General features: G+C 69.1%; 20 protein-coding genes. 7 read left to right on the top strand and 13 right to left on the bottom strand.

Translation table 11 applies throughout. The features are described from left to right. Window positions 1–759: lipoyl synthase (locus tag RT309_RS00685; RefSeq protein ID WP_313354390.1), on the top strand; the 759-nt coding region annotated here is incomplete at its 5' end. 3 nt (window positions 760–762) lie between these two features. Here the strand turns inward: RT309_RS00685 and RT309_RS00680 are convergent. Genes RT309_RS00680 through smc form a run of 3 tightly spaced genes read right to left on the bottom strand, consistent with a single transcriptional unit; the run spans window position 763 to window position 5,750 of the window. Further along, entirely contained in the window at window positions 763–1,263 is a 501-nt protein-coding gene (locus tag RT309_RS00680; RefSeq protein WP_313354389.1) for a DUF2004 domain-containing protein, read from the bottom strand. A 48-nt stretch (window positions 1,264–1,311) separates the two neighbouring features. Next, window positions 1,312–2,187, bottom strand: coding sequence for a signal recognition particle-docking protein FtsY (gene ftsY, locus RT309_RS00675; protein WP_313354387.1), 876 nt, complete (start codon window positions 2,185–2,187; stop codon window positions 1,312–1,314). A 35-nt stretch (window positions 2,188–2,222) separates the two neighbouring features. Next, the gene (gene smc, locus RT309_RS00670; protein WP_313354386.1) at window positions 2,223–5,750 is read right to left on the bottom strand and encodes a chromosome segregation protein SMC; all 3,528 of its coding nucleotides are present in this window, start codon (window positions 5,748–5,750) and stop codon (window positions 2,223–2,225) included. A gap of 539 nt (window positions 5,751–6,289) precedes the next feature. Here smc and RT309_RS00665 point away from each other — a divergent pair. From RT309_RS00665 to RT309_RS00650, 4 genes are read left to right on the top strand one after another with little or no spacing between them, the layout of a single operon-like run. Then, window positions 6,290–6,574, top strand: coding sequence for a hypothetical protein (locus RT309_RS00665; protein WP_313354384.1), 285 nt, complete (start codon window positions 6,290–6,292; stop codon window positions 6,572–6,574). Window positions 6,575–6,581: 7 nt separating this feature from the next. Further along, the gene (locus tag RT309_RS00660) at window positions 6,582–7,679 is read left to right on the top strand and encodes a GNAT family N-acetyltransferase (protein WP_313354382.1); all 1,098 of its coding nucleotides are present in this window, start codon (window positions 6,582–6,584) and stop codon (window positions 7,677–7,679) included. After that, window positions 7,676–8,773: a GNAT family N-acetyltransferase gene (locus tag RT309_RS00655; protein WP_313354380.1), complete on the top strand. Its 1,098-nt coding sequence runs from the start codon at window positions 7,676–7,678 to the stop codon at window positions 8,771–8,773. The genes RT309_RS00660 and RT309_RS00655 overlap by 4 nt, the downstream gene beginning before the upstream one ends. Next, window positions 8,773–9,291, top strand: a complete 519-nt coding sequence (locus tag RT309_RS00650; RefSeq protein WP_313354379.1) for a GNAT family N-acetyltransferase — start codon at window positions 8,773–8,775, stop codon at window positions 9,289–9,291. Before RT309_RS00655 ends, RT309_RS00650 begins: the two co-directional genes overlap by 1 nt. A 9-nt stretch (window positions 9,292–9,300) precedes the next feature. On the opposite strand, the gene mutM is transcribed toward RT309_RS00650, so the two are convergent. From mutM to RT309_RS00620, 6 genes are all read right to left on the bottom strand, one after another. After that, the gene (gene mutM, locus RT309_RS00645; protein WP_313354376.1) at window positions 9,301–10,203 is read right to left on the bottom strand and encodes a bifunctional DNA-formamidopyrimidine glycosylase/DNA-(apurinic or apyrimidinic site) lyase; all 903 of its coding nucleotides are present in this window, start codon (window positions 10,201–10,203) and stop codon (window positions 9,301–9,303) included. A 6-nt stretch (window positions 10,204–10,209) separates the two neighbouring features. Further along, window positions 10,210–10,902, bottom strand: a complete 693-nt coding sequence (gene rnc, locus RT309_RS00640; RefSeq protein WP_313354374.1) for a ribonuclease III — start codon at window positions 10,900–10,902, stop codon at window positions 10,210–10,212. An 11-nt stretch (window positions 10,903–10,913) separates the two neighbouring features. Beyond that, window positions 10,914–11,123: a 50S ribosomal protein L32 gene (gene rpmF, locus RT309_RS00635; protein ID WP_313354372.1), complete on the bottom strand. Its 210-nt coding sequence runs from the start codon at window positions 11,121–11,123 to the stop codon at window positions 10,914–10,916. Between the two features lie 2 nt (window positions 11,124–11,125). Beyond that, window positions 11,126–11,620 carry a DUF177 domain-containing protein gene (locus tag RT309_RS00630; RefSeq protein WP_313354370.1) on the bottom strand — a complete coding sequence of 165 codons (495 nt, stop codon included), beginning with the start codon at window positions 11,618–11,620 and terminating at the stop codon, window positions 11,126–11,128. A 109-nt stretch (window positions 11,621–11,729) separates the two neighbouring features. Then, window positions 11,730–12,227 (bottom strand): pantetheine-phosphate adenylyltransferase, encoded by a 498-nt coding sequence (gene coaD, locus RT309_RS00625; RefSeq protein WP_313354369.1) that lies wholly within the window; start codon window positions 12,225–12,227, stop codon window positions 11,730–11,732. A gap of 57 nt (window positions 12,228–12,284) precedes the next feature. Continuing rightward, a complete protein-coding gene (locus tag RT309_RS00620; protein WP_313354367.1) occupies window positions 12,285–14,456 on the bottom strand; it encodes an ATP-dependent DNA helicase RecG in 2,172 nt (723 codons plus the stop codon). 54 nt (window positions 14,457–14,510) lie between these two features. On the opposite strand from RT309_RS00620, the gene rsmD reads away from it, so the two are divergent. After that, window positions 14,511–15,086 (top strand): 16S rRNA (guanine(966)-N(2))-methyltransferase RsmD, encoded by a 576-nt coding sequence (gene rsmD / locus RT309_RS00615; protein WP_313354366.1) that lies wholly within the window; start codon window positions 14,511–14,513, stop codon window positions 15,084–15,086. 13 nt (window positions 15,087–15,099) lie between these two features. Here rsmD and thiL read toward each other — a convergent pair whose 3' ends face one another. Continuing rightward, on the bottom strand, window positions 15,100–16,104 hold the full coding sequence (gene thiL, locus RT309_RS00610) for a thiamine-phosphate kinase (protein WP_313354365.1): 1,005 nt from the start codon (window positions 16,102–16,104) through the stop codon (window positions 15,100–15,102). A gap of 23 nt (window positions 16,105–16,127) precedes the next feature. On the opposite strand from thiL, the gene RT309_RS00605 reads away from it, so the two are divergent. After that, window positions 16,128–16,607, top strand: coding sequence for a DUF3515 family protein (locus RT309_RS00605; RefSeq protein WP_313354363.1), 480 nt, complete (start codon window positions 16,128–16,130; stop codon window positions 16,605–16,607). 40 nt (window positions 16,608–16,647) lie between these two features. Here RT309_RS00605 and RT309_RS00600 read toward each other — a convergent pair whose 3' ends face one another. Genes RT309_RS00600 through RT309_RS00590 form a run of 3 tightly spaced genes read right to left on the bottom strand, consistent with a single transcriptional unit; the run spans window position 16,648 to window position 19,511 of the window. Continuing rightward, window positions 16,648–17,730, bottom strand: coding sequence for a D-alanine--D-alanine ligase family protein (locus RT309_RS00600; RefSeq protein WP_313354361.1), 1,083 nt, complete (start codon window positions 17,728–17,730; stop codon window positions 16,648–16,650). Continuing rightward, window positions 17,636–18,772, bottom strand: coding sequence for an NAD(P)H-dependent glycerol-3-phosphate dehydrogenase (locus RT309_RS00595; protein WP_313354359.1), 1,137 nt, complete (start codon window positions 18,770–18,772; stop codon window positions 17,636–17,638). The genes RT309_RS00600 and RT309_RS00595 overlap by 95 nt, the downstream gene beginning before the upstream one ends. Continuing rightward, complete coding sequence (locus RT309_RS00590; RefSeq protein WP_313354358.1) at window positions 18,762–19,511, bottom strand: lysophospholipid acyltransferase family protein; 750 nt, start codon at window positions 19,509–19,511, stop codon at window positions 18,762–18,764. The genes RT309_RS00595 and RT309_RS00590 overlap by 11 nt, the downstream gene beginning before the upstream one ends.

Below are 19,511 nucleotides of genomic sequence, written 5' to 3'. Positions count from 1 at the left end.
GGGTCGCAGTGCACCCGCCGCTGCGACTTCTGCCAGATCGACACCGGCAAGCCGGATGCCTATGACACCGACGAACCGCGACGGGTCGCCGAGAGCGTGCAGCGGATGGGCCTGCGCTACGCCACGGTCACCAGCGTCGCGCGCGACGACCTGCCCGACACGGGCGCATGGCTGAACGCCGAGACCGTGCGGCAGATCCACGCCCTGAACCCGAACACCGGGGTCGAGCTGCTCGCGAACGAGCACAACGCCGACCCCTCCTTCCTGGGGCAGATCTTCGACGCGCGGCCGGAGGTGTTCGCACACAACGTCGAGACGGTCCCGCGGATCTTCAAGCGCATCCGCCCCGCGTTCACGTACGAGCGCTCGCTGAGCGTGATCACGCAGGGACACGATGCGGGCCTCATCACCAAGTCGAATCTCATCCTCGGCATGGGCGAGGAGGCGGAGGAGGTCGTGCAGGCGCTGCAGGACCTGCACGACGCCGGATGCGACATCATCACGATCACGCAATACCTGCGTCCCACACCGCGTCACCTGCCGGTCGCCCGCTGGGTGAAGCCGGACGAGTTCGTCGAGTTCAAGGCCGAAGCCGAGCGCATCGGGTTCCTCGGCGTGCTCGCAGGTCCCCTGGTGCGCTCGTCGTACCGCGCCGGGCGGCTGTGGGCGCAGTCGATGATCTCGAAGGGACGCGACATCCCGCCGCACCTCGCGCACATCGCCGAGAGCGCCGACCTCGGATTCGCGCAGGCCGTCTGAGGCTCAGTCGGCGCTGGTGACCGACTGCACCGACCCGTCGGATGCCAGATTCACCAGCAGCACCTCATCGGTCTCGTCCGCGTCGAGCGCGTACTCGAGCACCGCGAACGGCTCCGACCCGCCGTGCTCGTCGGCGAGGATCGTCATGCTCGACAGTCGCAGCGACCGGATGATGTCGACCGCGGCATCGCCGCTGACATCGACCAGCACGTCGTCGAGGTCGTCGCCGAATGCTTCCTGCTGCTGCAGGATGTACTCGGTCACCTCGCTGGTGCGGTCGTCGACCTCGGTGAGCATGGCATCGCGCACCGTCGCATCCAGATCCTCGATCCCGGCGATCAGCGCAGCAGCCACGTCGAGAGCGGCCATCGACACGTCGTCCTGATCCGGCGCGGTGAGGTCGACGGTGACCGACTGGTCACCGAAGTCGACCCGCTCCGTCCAGAAGATGGCGCCGTCGGGCCCTGAGGACAGCACCCCGAAGTAGTCGTGTTCGATCGCCATATCGCTATGAAACCAGCCTCTCCGCGGCGGCGGTAGTCCCAGGTCGTGTCATGCGCTGACGAGCGACGAGACGAAGACGTGCGGGGTGAAACCGGTCAGATCGTCGATGCCCTCACCCTGACCGAGCAGCTTCACCGGGATGCCCGTGCGCTCCTGTACGGCGAGCACGAAGCCACCCTTGGCCGAGCCGTCGAGCTTGGTGATGACGAGTCCGGTGACGCCGGCGTGCTGCAGGAAGGACTCGGCCTGCATGACGCCGTTCTGGCCGGTGGTCGCGTCGAGCACCAGCAGAACCTCGCTGATCGGCGCCTGCTTCTCGATGACGCGGCGCACCTTCGACAGCTCGTCCATCAGCCCGCTCTTGGTGTGCAGGCGTCCGGCGGTGTCGATGATCGCGATCTCGATGCCCTGGTTCTTGGCGTACTCGACCGTCTGGAAGGCGACGGATGCCGGGTCCTGCCCCTCCTGCTGCGGGCGGACGATGGCCGCTCCCCCGCGCTGCGCCCAGGTCGCGAGCTGCTCGACGGCGGCCGCACGGAACGTGTCGGCGGCGCCGACCACGACGCTGCGCTCGAAACCGCGCAGGAACTTGGTGAACTTGCCGATCGTCGTGGTCTTGCCGACGCCGTTCACGCCGACCACGAGCACGACGGCCGGGCGCTCGGTGAGCTTGAGCGTGGTGTCGAACTTGGCGAATCGCTCTTCGAGGGTCTCGCGCAGCATGCGCTGCAGGTCGCGCGGATCGGTGGTGCGGTAGCGGTCGACCTTCGCACGCAGCTCATCGATCAGCTGCTCGGTGATGTCGGGCCCGAAGTCGGCCGTGATCAGCGCTGTCTCGAGGTCTTCCCATGTCGTCTCGTCGATCGTGGGCTTGACGAACATGCCGCGCAGCGCGCGACCGAGGGACCAGGACTTCTCCGCCATGCCCCCAGCCTAGGCGTTCGCGCGGTATGGCCGGATCAGGCGGACGCCGCGGCGCGGTCACCCACGCGCTGGCCGACGACGGCCGAGACGCCGTCCTGGCGCATGGACACTCCGTACAGGGCGTCGGCGATCTCCATCGTGCGCTTCTGGTGCGTGATCACGAGCAGCTGCGAACTCTCGCGCAGCTGCTCGAAGACGGTGAGCAGTCGCCCGAGGTTCGCGTCGTCGAGTGCGGCCTCCACCTCGTCGAGGATGTAGAACGGGCTGGGCCGCGCCTTGAAGATCGCGACCAGCAGCGCGACGGCGGCCAGCGACCGCTCACCGCCGGAGAGCAGCGAGAGCCGTTCGATCTTCTTGCCGACCGGGCGCACGGCGACCTCGATCCCCGTGGTCAGCATGTCGTCGGGGTTCGTCAGCGAGATGCTTCCGGAGCCACCGGGGAACAGCAGCGGGAAGACCTCCCCGAAGGCCTGCCTCGTGTCTTCGAAGGCGGCCGCGAAGATCGTCTGCATGCGCTCGTCGAGCTCGGCGATGATCGTGAGCAGGTCCTGGCGAGTCTTGGTCAGGTCGGCGAGCTGCTCGGTGAGGAAGGCGTGCCGCTGCTCGAGCGCCGCGAACTCCTCGAGTGCGAGGGGATTCACCCGGCCGAGCTGCGCGAGCTTGCGCTCGGCGTCCTTCAGACGCCTCTCCTGGATGCGCCGGTCGAAGGGGATGCCCGTGGTGCCGTCGTCGCCGTCGGGCGCAGCGCCCGGATCGTGCGGAACGATCTCATCGGGGCCATATTCCGCGACGAGAATATCTTCGTCCAGCGCAAGCTCTGATGCCACGCGGTCGAGGAGGCTGCTGAGATGCAGCTTCTTCTCGTGGATCTGCAGCTCGAGTCCGTGGACGCTCTCGGTGAGTCCGGCGAGCCGATCCCGCAGCGAGCTCTCCTGTTTGCGCAGAGCGACGAGCTCCTCGTTGTGCGCCGCACGCTCGGCCTCGGCTGCGGCGAGGGCCACCCGGGCCTCGCTCACCGATCGGTCGATCGAGTCGAGCACGCGAGGCAGCTCCTCGGTGACAGCCGATGCGGACGCCCGCTGTGCACGACGGATCACAGCCCGTCGGGCTGCCTCGGCCGCGGCATCCCTCTCCTGCTCGCGCTGGCGCTCGAGAGCGACCACACGTGCCTGTGCGGCGCGCACGCGCTCCCGCAGGGTCTCGATCTCGAGCCGAGCACGGACCTCGCCCTCGCGCGCCGTCTCCAGCGCGTCGAGCAGCCCGTCCCGGGCGGAGGCATCGAGCATCGGGCGCGGCTCGGACTCGGCCGCCTGCAGTTCGCCCTTCGCCGCTGCGGCCTTCTCTTCGGCATCAGCGACGGCGGACTGCGCCTGCGCGAGGCTTGATTCGAGCCGCTCGCACTCGGAGACCGCAGCCTCGTGCTGCACGGTGACGCGGTTGACCTGCTCGGCGTGGTTCGCCAGTGCGGCGTCGTGCTCGCGAAGGGCGCGCAGGGCGTCCTTCGCGACCCGCCGCGCCGTCTCGACGCGCTCGGTGGCGTCCACCCGGGCCTCACGCAGCGCGTCGACGACGGTGTGCACTTCGGCCAGTCGGTCGCTCGCGGCGTCACGCTCGGCCATCAGCTCGAGACGTGAGGTCTCGCCGGATCCGGCTCGCAGCGTGTGCGCCGTTACCACCTCACCGGTTCTGGTCACGATCGTCATGCGATCGTCACCCATCGCGTCGAGAGTCCGGCGCACGCCGCGGGCGGCGTCGAGATCGTCGGCGATCAGCACGCTGGCGAGCAGAGACCGCACACCGTGCGGCGCATCGACGACATCCGCTGCGGCGACCGCCCCGTCCACGCCGGAGGTGACGACCGCCGAGGCCACCGTGCCCTCGGCCACGACCAGGTCGACCGTTCCCCGTGAGCCATGCGCCACGATCGCGAACGCGTCGTCGACGGCGTCGACCAGCACGCCCTCGGCGAGCGGACCGAGCACGGCGGCGATCGCGCCTTCGAACCCCGGCCGCACCTGCACGGAGTCCCCCACCAGGCCGCGGACGCCTGCGGCTCCGGATGCCACGATCTCGGCCGCACCGCCCGACAGCGACAGCGCGCTGGTGAGCGCCGCCGCCTTGGCTGTCAGCGCGTCGGCCTCACGCTCTGCCTCGTGCAGCCGCTCCCGCAGCGAGTCGCGCTCGGATTCCGCGCCGGCGACGTCCTTCTGCGCCTGGTCGTACGCGGCGGCGTACTCCGCAGCCGAGCCGTCGGGTGCATGCGCCTCATCGATCGCGTCGCGCGCGTCGGCCGCCTCACGGCGACGCTGGTGCGCCGATTCGAGTGCCTGCTCCTGTCGCAGCACCGCGCCGCGCACGGCGGCCAGCGCCGATGCCGCTGCGTCGGCGTTGCCGCGCAGGGTGTTCAGCCGCATGTCGTACCGCGACACCAGCGCGCTCTGCTCGGCGATCTCGACGTCGATGGTGTCGAGCTCGGCGCGGGCGTTCACGACGTCCCGGCTCGCGGCGACCGCGGCGTCCTGCGCGTCTCCGAGGCCCTCCGAGATGCGCGTGATCTCGTCGGAGGCCTCGTCGATGGCGTCCTGCGTGACGGTGATCGCGGTGACCGCGTCGTCGTCTTCGCCGCCCAGCAGTGCGAGACGCTGGTTGGCGAGCGTGTACAGACTGCGCATGCGCTCCTGCGCCTGCTCCAGAGCGAAAGAGACGCTGCGCGCGCGGTCGACGGCGGCGGAATTCTGCTGCTGCTCGAGCCGCTGGATGCCCGCGCGCACACCCTCGGCCTGTTCCGAGAGCACGAGACGCTCGGTGTGCCGCTCGTGCTCGGTGCGGGTGTGATCGGCGAGGGCTGTGCGCAGGACGACCACATCGTCGGCGAACAGTCGCGCCTTGGCATCGCGCACCACCGCCGCGATCGTCTGCGCCTCGCGGGCGATCTCGGCCTGCCTGCCCAGCGGCTTCAGCTGGCGACGGATCTCGCCGGCGAGATCGCTGAGCCGGGTGAGATTCGTCTCCATCGCGTCGAGCTTGCGGACCGTCTTCTCCTTGCGACGACGGTGCTTGAGGATGCCGGCTGCTTCCTCGATGAAGCCGCGACGGTCTTCCGGCGACGCCTGCAGCACGGTGTCGAGGCGTCCCTGACCGACGATGACGTGCATCTCGCGCCCGAGACCCGAATCGCTGAGCAGCTCCTGCACGTCGAGCAGTCGGCAGCTCGACCCGTTGATGGCGTACTCGCTCGAGCCGTTGCGGAACAGCGTGCGGCTGATCGTCACCTCGGCGTAGTCGATGGGCAGCGCCCCGTCGCTGTTGTCGATGGTCAGCTGCACCTCTGCGCGGCCGAGAGGCCCGCGGGTCGACGTGCCGGCGAAAATGACGTCTTCCATCTTCCCGCCGCGGAGGGTCTTCGCCCCCTGTTCCCCCATCACCCAGGCGAGCGCGTCGACGACGTTCGACTTGCCAGACCCGTTCGGGCCGACGATGCAGGTCACACCGGGTTCGAACACGAAGGAGGTGGGTTGCGCGAACGATTTGAAGCCCTTGAGCGTCAGGCTCTTCAGATGCATGCCGGCGCCTTCGGGGTCAGGGTGTTCACGGGTCAGACGCTACCGGAATCACGCGGTACGACGCGGATTCCGCGCCGTATTCGACGGCTTCTGCACAGACGATGATCAGCACGCGACACGCCGACGCCGGAGAAAATGCTTGACGGGAGCTGTGAGTGTTCACTAGCGTGGCGTCCGATCACACGAGAGGAGGTCACCATGATCACGATCAACAACGCCGCCTGGTTCTTCACCACGTCGCCCGTCTGCGCGCCATTCGCCGCCGTGCCGGTGACCTTCGCCCTCTCTCAGGGCTAGAACCACACCGCCTCTCCCGATCTCTCCGACGCGTTCGCGCGTCAGATCGATGATCGCCGTCGTCGCCTCGCAGGCGTGCGACCTCCGCCCGCATCGCGGGCCTCGCCCGTCAGCATCATCCTGACGCTCCCGCTCGGACTGGGTCCGTGTCGGCCGTCTCGAGACGCTGCGTTCCCGGGCGCCGATTCCGTCGTTCGCGGCGGTGGGTTCGCCCAGCCATCACCACAGAAAGCGCACACATCGTGAGCACCGTTCTGCTGTCCGATCAGCGACAGCAATCCACGTCCATCCATCCACCGGATACCGAGGGTCTCCAGACCATCAGCATCCCCGATCGAGACGGTCTGCAGCGTCTGACGCTCATCGACCGGCTCTTCTTCCGTGCCGGGTTGTGGCTGCTGCAGCGCAGCACGCGCGACCGTCACGAGGAGTTCCCATCGCCTGTGCCGGACCTCGACCGCCGGCCGATCCGCGAGACCGAGGCGATGGCCCTGCTGGTGTGGGGCTATCAGCGCAACTGGCTCTGAGAGGCTGATGATGTCCGTCACCCTTCCCGCAGGCGCCACCCTGCGTCCGCTCGAGCTCCCCGCCCGAGCGGACGCGGGGCCGTCCCCTGCCGTGTGCGCCTACGCCGCCGTTCGCAACGAGCTGCTCATCGAGACCACCGGTCGCGACGACGACTGTCTCACCGCGTCGGAGCTGCTGTCGACGCTCTCCTCCACACCCGACCGCGACCGGCTTCACTGGGCGATCGAGCTCGGAGGTGACACCGTGGGGCGCTGCGCGCTCGACATCCTGCATGACGACGGTGGCGAGACCGCGTTCGTCACCGTCGCCCTGCTCCTTCGCGCGTGGGGCCGTGGGATCGGACCGGCCGCGTACGCGCAGATGGAGACCATGGCGCGGGATGCCGGGGTGCGCAAGCTGCTGCACTGGTCCGAACACCACGACGCCGAGACCCGGCTGCCGCGGCTCGACTCCCCCACGGGATTCGGATCGGCTCCCCTCGACCGCGCGGCACGCTTTCTGCAGCGCACCGGTTTCCGGCTGGAGCAAGTAGAACGAGGAAGCATGCTGGCCTGGCGCGAGAGCACCGGTGAACATCTGCGCAGCCTGCGCGATGACGCGGCTGACCACGCTGCGGACTACCGCATCGTGCAGTGGACGATGCCGACTCCCGACGAGCACGTCGAGGGCTACGCCTGGATGAAGTCGCGCATGTCGACCGACGTGCCCGACGGAGACCTGGGGATGCCGGAGGAGATCTGGGACGCCGAGCGGGTGCGCCGAGAGGAGTCGCGTCTGATGCAGCGCGGTTGGACCCTGCTCGTCACCGCCGCGCAGCACGTCGTCACCGGCGAGCTCTGCGCGTTCAACGAACTCGCGCTCGGTCAGGACGAGACCGCGAGCACGCACCAGTTCGACACCCTCGTGCTCTCCGAGCATCGCGGGCATCGACTCGGGATGCTCGTGAAGGCGGCGGGTCTGCTGGCCTGGCGTGACAGGCATCCGCTCTCCCCTCGGGTCACCACCTGGAACGCCGAGGAGAACCGGCCGATGCTCTCCATCAACGAATCCATCGGCTTCACGCCGATCGCCTACGAGGGAGCCTGGAGAAAGGACCTCACATGAGCACCACCACGACCACCGACATGAACGGAATCACCATCACCGCTCTGACCGTGCCGGAGACGCTGGACGGCCCGGATGCGGCGGACTTCCACACCTTCGTCGCGCTGAACAACGCCATCTGCCTCAGCGACACGGGATTGCACGACCTGGGCACGACCGCCGAGGAGATGCTGCCGCACTGGCGGGCGACGACCGACCATCTGCAGCGGACACTGCTGGCCCATGAGAACGGCGAGATCGTCGGCGCGGTGACCGTGAGCCACGCGACCGCAGAGCCCACCAGCGCGGAGATCGATCTGATGGTGATGCCCGAGAACTGGGGGCGCGGCATCGAGCGGGCGCTGCTCTCGGAGGCGGAGGCCGAGATCCGTCGGCTCGGCCGCAAGGTGATCCAGACCTGGACCCTGCACCGCCCCGACCCGGGCGAGGACCCCCTGGTTCCGAAGACCGGATGGGGACGGGTGTCGCGCACGCCGGTTGCGCAGCTGCTCACCGACGACGGCTTCACGCTCGAGCAGGTGGAGCGCAACAGCGCCTTCGACCTGCAGGGAGATCTCGCACCGATCGAGCGCATGCTCGCCGCCGCCCTGGCCGTGGCAGGAGACGAGTACCGCCTCGTCGAGTGGACGGTGCCCACCCCGCCCGAGCTGCGCTCGGGGTACGCGTGGGCGCTGTCGCGGATGTCGACGGACGCGCCCAGCGGGGATCTCGAGGTCGACGAGGAGATCTGGGATGCCGATCGCATCGCCCGGCGCGACGCGCGATTCATCGAGGGCGGCCAGACTGTCTCGGTGACCGCGGTGGAGCATGTGGCGACGGGCGCGCTCGCCGCGTTCAACGAGCTCGTCACCGGCACTGATCCTGAGGGGGTGACGCACCAGTACTGCACGCTGGTGCTCAAGGAGCACCGCGGTCACCGCCTGGGCCAGATCGTGAAGTGCGCGAACGTCCTGCGCTGGCGCGGGATCGCGCCGCAGTCGCCGAGGATCACGACCTTCAACGCGGAGGAGAACCGCCCGATGCTCGACATCAACGAGGCGATGGGCTTTCAGCCGGCCTCATATGCGGGCGCCTGGCAGAAGAAGCTGATCTGATGATCCTCACCACGCCACGCCTCGACCTGCGCGAGCTGACCGACGACGACCTGCCGGCGCTGCGCGCCATCCTGCAGGATCCCGAGACCATGACCGCGTACGAGGGCGCGTTCGACGAGGACATGGTGCAGGCCTGGCTGGCCCGGCAGAAAAACCGCTACCGCGACGACGGCTTCGGGCTGTGGGCCGTCATCCTGCGCGAAACGGGCGAGATGATCGGCCAGTGCGGGCTCACCCGGCAGCCCATCCTCGGCGAAGACGTGATCGAGGTCGGCTACCTCTTCACCCGCTCGCACTGGCACCGCGGCTACGCGATCGAGGCGGCGACCGGATGCCGTGATCATGCGTTCACGGTGCTCGGGACGGACCGCGTGTGGGCACAGGTGCGCGACACGAACATCGCGTCGATGAACGTCGCGATCCGACTCGGGATGACCGTGCGCGGACGGTTCGTCAAGCACTACCGCGGCGTGGACATGCCCCACCTGGCGTTCGCGATCGACCGAGCGGCGGCGTGACCCCTCAGGTCAGCGCCGACGCTGACACCGCGGGCAGTAGTGACTCGAACGGTTCATGAACGCCTCGCGACGGATCGGGCTGCCGCATCGCGGGCAGACCTCTCCCCCTCGTCCGTACACGTTGAGCGAGTGCGCGAAGTAACCGGCCTGCCCGTTCACGTTCACGTACTGTGCGTCGAAGCTCGTGCCGCCTTCGGCCAGGGCCTTCTCGAGCACGAGGCGCACCTCGCCCATCAGCCGGTGCAGCGCCTGCACCGAGATGTGGGTGCCGTGCGTCTCGGGGTGGATGCGCGCCACCCACAGCGACTCGTCGGCGTAGATGTTGCCGATCCCGCTGACCAGTGACTGGTCGAGCAGGATGCGCTTGATCGCGCTGGAGCGCCGCCGGATGCGGTCGATCACGTCGCGCTCATCGAACGCGGGATCCAGCGGATCTCGCGCGATGTGCGCCACCTGCGACGGCACGAGCGGATCGTCGGTGCCGTAGCCGCCCGGGGCGTCATCCGGAGTGGGCAGCAGCCGGTCGACGGCCAGCGAGCCGAAGGTGCGCTGATCGGCGAACACGACGGCCAGCACGCCGTGACGGGGATGCTCGATGCGCAGCCGCACGCGCTCGTGACGCTCGAGCGGAGCATCCGGATCGCGAAGCAGCATCTGCCCGCTCATGCCGAGATGCGCGACGAGAGCTTCTGCCTCGCCCGCGCGGTCGCCGAGCGGCAGCCAGAGGAACTTGCCGCGCCGTGCGGCGGCGCGCACGCTGCGGCCCTCGAGACGGCCGACGAAGTCGGCGGCGTCGAGCGGATGCCGGGTGAGCGCGCGCTCATCGAGCACATCGACCGAGAGCACGCGCGCCTCGGTGACGACGGGCGCGAGACCGTGACGGACGACCTCGACTTCGGGAAGCTCTGGCACGCCGGATCAGACCCGGTCGCTGAGCAGACGCCATGCCGTCAGCGCGGCAGCCATCTCGGCTGTCTTCTTGCTCGTGCCGACGCCGCTGCACGACACCTCGCCGACCCGCACCGTCGCCGTGAAGACGCGGTCATGATCGGGACCGGTCGATTCGATGGAGTACACCGGCGGGGGCGACCCGAGGCGGGCCGCCAGCTCCTGCAGGCTCGTCTTCGGGTCCATCGCGGCACCGTAGCGCTCTGGATCGGCGAGCAGCGGCTCGGTCAGCCGCAGCACCAGCTCGGTCGCGGCATCCGGACCGGCAGAGAGGAAGGTCGCGCCGAAGACGGCTTCCATCGTGTCGGCGAGGATCGAATCCTTGTCACGACCGCCGGTCTGCTCCTCGCCCCGTCCGAGACGAAGGTGCTCGCCGAGCCCGATGACGCGAGCGACCTCGGCGAGGGCGACGGTCGAGACGACGCTTGCGCGCCGTTTGGCCAACTCGCCCTCGTCGAGGTCGGGAAGCGTGGTGAAGAGCATGACGGTCACCGCGAGTCCGAGCACCGAGTCCCCGAGGAACTCGAGACGCTCGTTGTTCGGGATGCCGCCGTGCTCGTACGCATAGGAACGATGCGTGAGCGCTCGTTCCAGCAGCTCAGGATCGATATCGACGCCGAGCTTCTCGACCAGCGAGGCTCGCCCCGTGAGAATCTCGGTCATGACCGATCCGATCAGATGTCGGCGACCTTGCGGCCCTTGTACTCGAGGAACAGCTCGGTGCCCTGCGAGTCGGTGACGACCTTCGCCTGGTGAGGACGGCTGTAGACGACCTGACCGTTCTCGATGGTCTTCACCAGAGCGGTCGGCGTCGCCTTCCACTGCGCGCGGCGCGAGCGGGTGTTCGAACGGGAGACCTTGCGCTTCGGGGGGTTACCAGCCATGACTAGCTCTCTTCTTTCTCGGCGGCACCGCGTTCTGCCGTGCCGTCCTGGTCTGTGATCTGCTGGAGCGCGCTCCACCGAGGATCGATGGGAGCGGCCTGCTCCGTTCCGGTGCTCTCGGTCAGCCTCTCGCCTGTGACCGGGTCGAGCCCGAGGCAATCCGGCTGACACACCGGCTGAAAAGGAAGGGCCAAAACGGCCGCATCCCTGACGAGAGTTTCAAGATCCACGTGGTCGTCTTGAACCTCGAAGTCAGTTTCTTCCTCACCAGGATACGCGAAAAGCTCCTGGAACTCGACTTCGACAGGCGCGGAGATCTCGGTGAGGCAGCGCCCGCACTCTCCGGAGTACTCCGAATCAGCGGTTCCCGACACGAGGATCCCCTCGTGCACGGACTCGAGACGCACATCGAGATCGAGGGTCTCGCCGGCTTCGACCGAGACGATGCCCTCACCCCACTTCTCGCTGAGAGTCACTTCGAAGCGGTGCTCGCGCATCTCGCCCGGCTTGCGGACGATGTCACGGACAGGGAGGAAGAAGGGGCCGTCGACTCGGGATTTCACCTGGCCATGCTACCCGTCGTCACATGGGTGCGGGCCGAACGGCTCAGAGCCCGCGGGCTCCCGTGTCGAGGAACGAGGCGACCACGGGCGGCACGAAGGGCGAGACGTCGCCGCCCAGCGCGGCGACCTGCCGCACCAGCGAGCTCGACACCATCGCGTGGGCCGGGTCGGGCAGCAGGAACACCGTCTCGATATCTGCCAGGTGGCGGTTCACGATCGCCATCGGCGACTCGTACGCGACGTCGACCTGCGACCGGATGCCCTTCACCAGCACCCCGGCGTCGACATCGCGGGCGTAGTCGACGAGCAGGCCCATGCTCCACGATCCGACGATGATGTGCCCGCCGACGCCGGCCTCGGCGATCGACTGCTCGAGGAGGCTGAGTCGCTGCGCGATGGGCAGCATCGCCTCTTTGCCGGGGTTGTGCACCACCAGCACGTGCAGCTCGTCGTAGAGACGGGCAGCACGCGAGATGACATCGAGGTGGCCCAGCGTGGGCGGGTCGAACGATCCGGGAACGACGGCGATCCGAGAATTCACTTCGACTTACTCCGTTCGCTCAGTACAAGCACTGGTTCAGCCTATGACACCGCACCCTCAGTTCTTGCTGAGGGCCGCCCGATCCGACTCGCTCACCCGACCGGCGATCGCGACGCGCAGACCCGGATGCTCGACCAGCATGGGGTCGTCCTTCAGGATGTCGGCGGCGATGTCGCGCGCGTAGGCGATGAGTCCGGCATCCTTCACCACCCGAAGCAGACGCAGCGACGACTTGACGCCCGCCTGAGCCGCGCCGAGCACGTCGCCCTCGCCGCGCAGTTCGAGATCGACCTCGGCCAGCTCGAAGCCGTCGAGCGTGGCGGCGACCGCCTCGACCCGCTCTCTCGCGAGCGATGCCCCCTCCGCCTCGGTCACGAGCAGGCAGAGGCCAGGGTGCTCACCGCGGCCCACGCGACCGCGCAGCTGGTGCAGCTGCGACACGCCGAACCGATCGGCGTCCATGATGACCATGGTCGAGGCGTTCGGCACGTCGACGCCGACCTCGATCACCGTCGTCGCGATGAGCAGGTCGATCTCGCCGCGCGCGACGGCGCGCATCACGGCATCCTTCTCCTCCGCCGGCATCTTGCCGTGCAGCACCGCGCGCCGCACTTTGCCGAGCACCGGATGCGTGGCGAGCAGCTCATCGAGCTGAACCACACCCCACCGAGGCCCCTTGCCCTCGACGTCGGCGGGAGGCTGGTCGTCGGCCTCGACGGATTCCTTCGCGGTGTCGATCGCCGCGCACACGGCGAAAACCTGGCGGCCGTCCGCGATCTCCTCGGCCGCACGGGCCCAGACCCGCTGGAACCACTCGGGATGCTCGGCCAGCGGAGCGACATGGGTCGTGATGCCGGCGCGCCCGGCAGGCATCGAGCGGATGACGGAGGTGTCGAGGTCGCCGAACACGGTCATCGCCACGGTCCGCGGGATGGGCGTCGCCGTCAGCACGATCGCGTGCGGTGCGGTGCCCTTGGCGCGCAGCATCTCACGCTGCTCGACGCCGAATCGGTGCTGCTCGTCGACGACGACGAGCGCCAGGTCGGCGAAGGTGGTCTTCTCGGAGAGCAGCGCGTGCGTGCCGATCACGATCAGCGACTGACCGGATGCCACCCGCAGGGCGGCCTTGCGCCGCGCCGGCGCGGACATCTGCCCGGTGAGCAGGGTCGGCATCAGCTCGGCCGCCGTATCCGGACCGAGCATCTTCGTGATCGATCGCAGGTGCTGCGCGGCGAGCACCTCGGTGGGAGCGATGAGCGCAGCCTGCCCTCCGGACTCGGCCGTCTGCAGCATCGCCCGCAGCGCGACGAGGGTCTTCCCCGACCCGACCTCGCCCTGGATCAGCCGGTTCATCGGCCGATCGGCGCTCAGGTCGGCGGCGATCTCGGCACCGACGCGCTGCTGGTCGGGAGTGAGCGTGAAGGGCAGCCGGGCGTCGAAGCGCTCCAGCAGTCCGCCGCTGCGGGCGAGCCGTGGAGTGGCGGTCAGCGCGCGTACCTGGATGCGCTGCTGCAGCAGCGCCGTCTGCAGCACGAGAGCCTCGTGCATGCGCAGCGTGCGAACGGCCGGATCGATGTCGGCCTTGCGCCGCGGCCGATGGATCGCGTCGAGCGCCTGGCGGGCGGTGAGCAGCCCTTCGCGAGCGCGGATGTCGTCGGAGAGGGGGTCGGGGAGGTCGCCGAGCTGGTCGAGCACGACACCGATCAGCTTCGCGATCTGCCAGCTCTGCATGGCGGAGGTCGCCGGGTAGATCGGAATGGGCACGTCCTGCAGGGCATCCGCCTGGCGGTAGGCGCTCTCGGCGTCGTCGAAGAGCTGGTAGTCGGGATGCGCGAACTGCACCCTGTCTTTGAACACTCCGACCTTGCCCGAGAAGATGCCGCGGCGACCGACCGACAGCTCCTTCCTGCGCCATTCCGCCTGACCGAGGTTCTTCGCGAAGAACGTCAGCGACATCTGGCCGACGCCGTCGCCGATGACGACCTCGAGCATGGCGCCGCGCCGGTTGCGCATCTCGCGGGCCGTCGCCGAGATGACCTCGCCCACGATGGTGACGGTCTCGCCGATCGGCAGCTCGAGGATCGGCGTAAGCTCGCCGCGATCCGCGTAGCGCCGCGGATAGTGCCCCAGCAGATCGCCGACGGTGGTCATCCTGAACGCCTTGTCGAGGGTCTTGGCCGTGGACGTGCCGACGGCGGTCGTCAGCGGCGTGTCGAGCTCGAAGGGCATGGTTCGAGTCTACGGAGGGCCGGAGACAGGGACCGATTGTCGTATCGTGATCGGGTGACGAGGATCATCGCCGGCGAGGCACGCGGCGCACGGCTCGACGTACCGGGTGCCGGAACCCGCCCCACCAGCGACCGTGTTCGCGAGTCGCTCTTCGGAGCGCTGGAGTCGATGGATGCGATCGACGGTGCCCGGGTGCTCGATCTGTACGCCGGCAGCGGCGCGCTCGGCCTCGAGGCGTGGAGTCGCGGCGCCCAGCGCGTCGAGCTCGTCGAGATCTCACGGTCGGCGGCGACCATCGTCGGTCGCAACGCGAACGTGGTGGCCAAGGCGATGAGCGCTGCGCCCGCCGCGAGAGTGCACCAGAGCACCGTGCGCGCCTACCTCTCGCGCGCGCAGGGCCCGTTCGACCTCGTGTTCACCGATCCGCCGTACGACCTGGACGACGCGGCGATGACGGCGGACCTGGTCGCGCTCGCGCCGCTGCTGTCACCGGACGCGGTGGTGGTCATCGAACGCGGGAAGCGCGCGACTCCCCCCGACCTCGACGCCGCCGGCCTCGCTCTCATGAGAGAGAAGGCGTACGGCGACACACGGGTGTGGTGGGCGGAACCTGCCGGTCACGGGGTCTGACCGCGCTGCACCCTCAGCGCGCGTGGTCCCAATCCCGATACGGGTCCCATCCCGCCTCGGCGACCGGCCTGCCGTCGACGAGCACGGGCGCGTCAGCGCGCGCGGTCACCGTGCCGATCCGCTCGAAGCCGGCTGGCACGGCTCCGGCAGGAAAGGTCGCCAGCAGGCCGTGATCCTCTCCCCCGCCCAGGGCACGGCCGCGGTCGCCGCCGAACGCCAGCTCATCCAGCGCCGCGCCGGAGAGCGCGATCGTCACCCCCGACGCATCCGCCAGGCGTGACGCGTCCAGGGCGAGGCCGTCGGAGACGTCCATCATGGCTGTGGCTCCGGCATCCGCCGCGATCGGCCCGAGGGCGAGCGGAGGCACCGGGCGGAGCTGCCGATCCAGCGCACCCTGCTGCACGGGATCCAGCGTCGAGCGATCCACCGGCACCGCGGCCGCCCCGTCGCGGAAGCGGGCGAACAGCAGGCCCAGCCCCGCCGCGGCCATGCCGAGTTCGCCCGCGAGGGCGACCACGTCGCCGTCACGCGCACCGGCACGGGTGACGGCAGATCTCCCGCCGAGATCCCCCAGCGCGGTCACCGCGATCATCAGCCGTTCGGAGACCGTGAGGTCGCCGCCGACGACCGAGCACCCCGGGGCGAGCTGAGCGCAGCATTCCCGGAAGCCGTCGGCCATCGCCTCGATGAACGACAGCCGGATGTCGGCCGGCACGGCGAGCGACACGAGCAGCGCCGTCGGAACGGCGCCCATCGCGGCGATGTCGGAGAGGTTGACGGCCGCGGACTTCCAGCCGAGGTCGTAGCCGCTCGACCACGCGATCCGGAAGTCGGGCCCTTCGACCAGGGTGTCGGCGCTGGCGACGATCGACCCGGACGGGGCGGCGATCACCGCCGCGTCGTCGCCGGGGCCGAGCACGGCGTGCACGGCCGGTGCGGTGCGCGCGAGGATCGCCCGCAGAACCGCTCCCTCCGAGATGTCGCCGATGCGCGGGTCGTCGTCGGAGCGGGATGCCATGCCGACAACGGTAGCCTGGAATCATGCTGCGCCGTCTCGCTCTGATCACCGGTGCGGCGATGATGCTCGCCCTCACCGGATGCTCGAGCACCGTCGCCCTCACGCCCGCCGCCGACGCGAACAACCCGGAATGCGCCGAGGTGACGGTGCGCCTGCCGAAGAGCGTCGCCGGGCAGGACCGCCGCTGGACTGACGCGCAGGCGACCGGGGCGTACGGGAACGACGGGAAGACCAGCGTCATCCTGACCTGTGGCGTCGCCGTTCCCGGCCCGACCGCCGACCTGCAGTGCGTCACACTCGAGGGCATCGACTGGCTCGTCGACGAGTCAGAGGCACCGCGGATGCGCATGACAACCTACGGCCGTGACCCCGCGGTGCAGGTCTTCGTCGACACCACGATCGTCAGCGCCAACGACGTGCTCACCAGTTCGGGCATCGTGTCGGGCGTGCGGATGATCGAGCCCGAGGGCGCCTGCACGGCGCCGGACGAGCTGCCCGAGTAGCCCTTCGGCAGGCTCAGGGACCCAGGGGGCTCAGCGCGCCTCAGCGGCGCAGGCCGCCCTCGATCAGCTCGGTGATCAGCTCGCCGTAGCTCAGGCCCGACGCGATCCAGCACTTCGGGAACATCGAGATGGGCGTGAACCCGGGCATCGTGTTCAGCTCGTTGACGACGATCTCGCCGTCGGCTGTGAGGAAGACGTCGACCCGCGCGAGTCCTTTGCCGTCCACCGCCTCGAACGCGCGCACGCCGATCTGCTGCACGGCCGCGATCTCGGCATCCGTCGTCTCCGCCGGGCACACGACGTCGACGCCGTCGCCACCGAGGTACTTGCCCTCGAAATCGTAGAAGCCACGCGAGGTGAGCACGATCTCGCCCGGCAGCGATGCGCGCACCCCGTCGGCGGTCTCGAGGATCGCGACCTCGATCTCCCGGCCCACGATGCCCGTCTCGACGAGCACCTTCTCGTCCTCCGCGAAGGCCACCTCGAGAGCCGCGTCGAGCTCGCCGAGGCTCTCGACCTTCGACACGCCGACGCTGGATCCCGCCCGGGCGGGCTTGACGAACAGCGGCAGGCCGAGCTCGGCGATCGCCGCGCGCAGCGGTGCCGAGTCCTTCTGCCAGGCGCGCTGCCGCACGGTCACCCACGGTGAGACGGGAATGCCCTCGGACTCGAGCGCCACCTTCATGAAGTGCTTGTCCATGCACATCGCAGAGTCGAGCACTCCGCCGCCGGCATACGGGATCTCGAGAATGTCGAAGAAGCCCTGGATCGTGCCGTCCTCGCCGTGCGTGCCGTGCAGGATCGGCAGCACCACGTCGACGGCGGCGAGGTCGACGGCCGACCCGTCGGGTGCGATCACACGCAGCACACGGTCACCGCCGGCCTCCGGCCAGCGGATCCGGGTGCCGTTGTCGAGCACCTCCGGCATGTTCGCGGCGTCCAGCGCGAACTTCGCCGGGTCGTCCTGCTCGAGCACGAAAGCGCCCTCGCGGGTGATCCCGACCGGGATCACGTCGTAGCGATCGCGGTCAATCGCCGCCAGCACCCCGCCCGCCGTTGCGGAGCTGATCGAATGCTCGCTGGAACGCCCGCCGAAGAGCACCACCACCGTCTGCTTGTCCATGTCTGGTCGTCTCCTCCTGGGGAGTGTCGTCGTCGGTGGTGAGGTGCGGTGCGATGTCGCGCGGGTCCATCCGCCCGTCGAGCACCATCTTCACCTGCTCCACGATGGGCATGTGCACTTCGGACTCGTGTGCGAGTTGAAGGATCGGCGCGACCGAGGCCAGGCCTTCGGCGGTCTGGTTCATCTGCTTCACCACATCGTGGAAGCTGTACCCCTGGCCCAGCAGACGCCCGGCCGTGTTGTTGCGGCTGAGCGGCGACTGGCAGGTCGCGATGAGGTCACCGAGGCCGGCGAGACCCTGCAGTGTCTCAGGGCGGGCGCCGTTCGCGACGGCGAAGGCGGTCATCTCGACCAGTCCTCGGGTGATGATGGATGCCTTGGTGTTCTCGCCGTATCCGACGCCGTCGACGATGCCGATGGCGACGGCGACGAGGTTCTTCAGCACCCCGCCGAACTCGGTGCCGATCACGTCGGTGTTCACGAATGAGCGGAAGTAGCGGTTGCGCGCGGTCCGGGCCACGGCATCCGCCGTCTCCTGGCTGGCGGAGGCGATCACCGCGGCGGTGGGCTGCTCCCGCGCGATCTCGAGCGCGAGGTTGGGTCCGGATGCCACGGCGATCCGGTCCGGGTCGCACTGCAGCTCCTGCGCGATCACCTGGCTCATCCGCAGGCCCGACGAGCGCTCCACGCCCTTCATCAGGCTGATGATCGGGATGTCCCGGTCGGCGATCAACGGGCGCAGCGCCTTCAGGTTCTCGCGCAGCGTCTGGCTCGGCACCGACAGATACACCTGCTGAGCGCCGTCGAGGGCGTGTGCCAGCTCATGAGTCGCGTCGATGCTGCGGGGCAGGTTGATCCCGGGCAGGTACTTCGAGTTGCGCTTGGCCTCGGCGATCTCCTGCGCGAGCTCGGGCCGGCGAGCCCACATGGTGACCTGCGCGCCGCCGTCGGAGAGGATCTTGCCGAACGTGGTTCCCCAGCTGCCCGCGCCGATCACGGTGGCACGCGTGCCTGACGGCTGCGGTGTGCGCTTATGAATCAAGGCGTCCCGTCTCCTTCTGCCCGTGCTCGCCCGGATTCCAGCGCTTCTCGGGAGCCGGCTCGTCGCGCAGCTGCTCGAGCAGGGCGGTGATGGCTGCCATCAGACGCTCGGTCGCGATGGTGAGCACTCGGGGATCGCCTGCGCGATCGCGCAGGTCGGACAGATCCACCGGATCGCCGATCAGCACGTGGACGGGCTTGCGCAGCGGCCAGAGGCTGAGCCCCTTCTGGTAACGCCCCATGATCTGCTGGGTGCCCCACTGCGCCATCGGGATGAGCGGGATGTCGCCGGTGAGAGCGAGGCGCACCGCGCCCGACTTGCCGCGCATCGGCCACATGTCGGGATCGCGAGTCAGAGTCCCCTCGGGGTACACGATGACGCCGCGACCGTTCTCGACGAGGTCGCGGGACTGTGTGAGCGTCTGCTTCGCGCCCGATGCCGACGACGCGCGCGCGACGGGGATCATCCCGGTCCTGCGCAGGATCCAGCCGAGCACGGGCACGCGGAACAGGCTGTCCTTCGCCATGAACCGCGGCAGACGCCCCGAGCGGTACACCGCCATGGCGACGATGAGCGGGTCGAACTCGGAGTAGTGATTCGGGGCCAGCACGAAGGCGCCGGTGCGCGGAAGCTTCTCGGCTCCGGTGACCGTGACCTTCGCCAGCAGCGACACAGGCGGGATGACGACAGCCGCGAGGGGCCAGAAGATACTGGGACGGCTGCGTTCCGAGGCGGCCAT

This window comes from Microbacterium sp. (genome assembly GCF_032084865.1).
Taxonomy (GTDB): domain Bacteria; phylum Actinomycetota; class Actinomycetes; order Actinomycetales; family Microbacteriaceae; genus Microbacterium.
The sequence above is the reverse complement of the archived record's forward strand: the minus strand, read 5'-3'. Positions and strand labels throughout refer to the sequence as shown.